This is a genomic window from Caulobacter sp. HMWF025 (assembly GCF_003060965.1).
Classification (GTDB): Bacteria; Pseudomonadota; Alphaproteobacteria; order Caulobacterales; family Caulobacteraceae; genus Caulobacter.
In genome coordinates this window covers 1-1,535 of the sequence record NZ_QAII01000131.1, presented here as the reverse complement: position 1 = coordinate 1,535, position 1,535 = coordinate 1, and the positions used below count along the sequence as shown (strand labels likewise).

Below are 1,535 nucleotides of genomic sequence, written 5' to 3'. Positions count from 1 at the left end.
AATCGCGACCGCCAGGCCCAGCGTCAGGGCGATTTCCGCCCATCCTTGCCAATTCATGGCCAATCCTTTTGGGAATGTGATCCGTCAGAACTTGTCGGGTCGCAGCAGGGCCGCGACCATATAGACCGCGACGACGATCGCCCCGGCTCCCCACAGCACGCTCACCAGCATGGTCAGACGCGCCTCAACGCCATGGCGAAGCCGGAGAAGGCTGCAAACAACCCCACGCCCAGCGCCAGAAAAATCAGGTCAGCCATGTGCCGCCTCCATTCGGATAGGCGGCTTGAAGACCACGTCGGCGCATAAGCTCGCCATGCGGGAAGCGCGTGACCGCATAAGGGCCGCGTAAGGATTGGCGGGGGCGATATGCATCCGCCCCTTTGCGCGCGAGCGACCGGCGGGGCCGAACCATCGAGACGGGCACCCGCCCATCGAAGCCCTGGCTGCCTGCAGAAGCAGCGATTTTCGCCCGTCAGGCGAGTCGCCGGGGCTTTTAACGCGACTGTTGTGGATACCGCCCGCTCAAGCTTGGCTTAAGGTCGGGAACTTGGTTAACGTGATGGCTTGGGGATGGCTTCCAGATGATCAACAGCGAGGGCACACACACAGTGTGGCCACCGCGCGCGCTCATTCGGGAGTTCGGGAACGGGCGTCGGTAAAACATGATTTTCCTTCAGGAACGCAATGGTGTTGCGAGCCTCACCTATGTGGGGGACTCGGCCCGTGTCCTGAAGGACGGCCAGGTCATCATCGACTGGACGAGCGGCGGATCGCTGGCAGCGATTCCGATCGGCGACGGCTACGAACTCCAGGTCCGCTCAGGCTCGACGACCACCTCGACTCGCCTCGCCGTCGGCGAGATCATTCTGGCCCTCGGACAGTCGAACATGGTCGGCTGGTTCCAGGCCCCCTCGACCGTGCCGACCACCGGGGCGGGGGCCTATGTCCTGCAGTCCGGCGACTGGACCGCCGCGACCGGAGCCGGGGCCCTCACCTTCGCCCGGGTTCTCTCCGAAGGCGCAGGCAACGCGCCCGTCGCCTTCATCAATGCCTCGGCCGGCGGAACGGCCCTGCTGCAGGAGTTCGACACGGGCCTGGGCTACTGGTTGAACACAGCGGCCAATGGTCTGCTGGCGACAGCCGTCAACCTGCTGAAGTCCGTCGGAGGATCTGCCAAGTTCGCAATCTGGATCCAGGGCGAAGCCGAAGGCAGTACCCTGAAGACGGGCCAAACCGCGACCCAGAGCGCCTACGCCGCTGGATTCGAGACCCTGTTGCAGCGTCTCTTCAGTGCGGTTCAGGTCGAGAATGTCGTGGTCGGCGGGCTTGGACATCTCGACAACGGCCAGGCCCCCTTCATTCCGCAGGGTTGGGCGGCCATCGTCGCGGCCCAGCAGCAGGTCGTTGCGGCCCATGCCAACATGGCCTTCGCCGCGGCAGCCTTCGGGCTGGAGCAGCTCGACGGCGGTCACTACACAGGGGCCTCGAGAGCCTGGCAGGCCGCTGACGTCGCAACCGCCGCCCTGTCTCTCATG

The 1,535-nt window shown here is 65.0% G+C and carries 2 protein-coding genes; both read left to right on the top strand.

Features of this window, described 5'->3' with window-relative positions:
* Window positions 1-306, top strand: a 306-nt coding sequence (locus tag DBR10_RS20130) for a hypothetical protein (protein WP_233243417.1), incomplete at its 5' end; no start/stop codon positions are given.
* A 356-nt stretch (window positions 307-662) separates the two neighbouring features.
* On the top strand, window positions 663-1,535 hold an 873-nt coding region (locus DBR10_RS14170; RefSeq protein WP_146187852.1), incomplete at its 3' end, for a sialate O-acetylesterase.